1 pseudogene is annotated in these 629 nt (G+C 65.5%); it reads left to right on the forward strand.

Annotated elements, in window-relative coordinates:
- Positions 1-629: pseudogene (locus tag JMF90_RS39545) on the forward strand (NADH-ubiquinone oxidoreductase-F iron-sulfur binding region domain-containing protein); the annotation flags it as partial.

Raw genomic sequence — 629 nt, forward strand, 5'->3', positions numbered from 1 at the left:
GCTGTCCATCGGGCCGCAGAATTACCTCGAGATCGGCAAGCCGAACAACGGCGGCACGAAGATTTTCTCGGTGTCGGGCGACGTCGAGCGCCCGGGCAACTACGAAGTGCCGCTTGGCACGCCGTTCGCGACGCTGATGGAGCTCGCCGGCGGGATGCGCGGCGGCAAGAAGATCAAGGCCGTGATTCCGGGCGGGTCGTCGGCGCCGGTGATCCCGGGCGACATCATGATGCAGACGGATCTCGACTACGACTCGATCGCGAAGGCCGGCTCGATGCTCGGTTCCGGTGCGGTGATCGTGATGGACGAGACGCGCTGCATGGTGCGTTCGCTGCTGCGCCTGTCGTACTTCTACTACGAGGAATCGTGCGGTCAGTGCACGCCGTGCCGTGAAGGCACCGGCTGGCTGTATCGCGTCGTGAACCGTATCGAGCACGGCGAAGGGCGCCAGGAAGATCTGGACCTGCTGAACTCGGTGGCCGAGAACATCATGGGCCGCACGATCTGCGCGCTCGGCGATGCGGCGGCGATGCCGGTTCGCGGGATGCTCAAGCACTACTGGGACGAATTCGCGTACCACGTCGAGCACAAGCACTGCATGGGTCGGCGGCCACGCGCACGCGGCGGCA

It is taken from the genome of Burkholderia sp. E168m23, from assembly GCF_016586125.1.
GTDB classification, from domain to species: domain Bacteria; phylum Pseudomonadota; class Gammaproteobacteria; order Burkholderiales; family Burkholderiaceae; genus Burkholderia; species Burkholderia orbicola.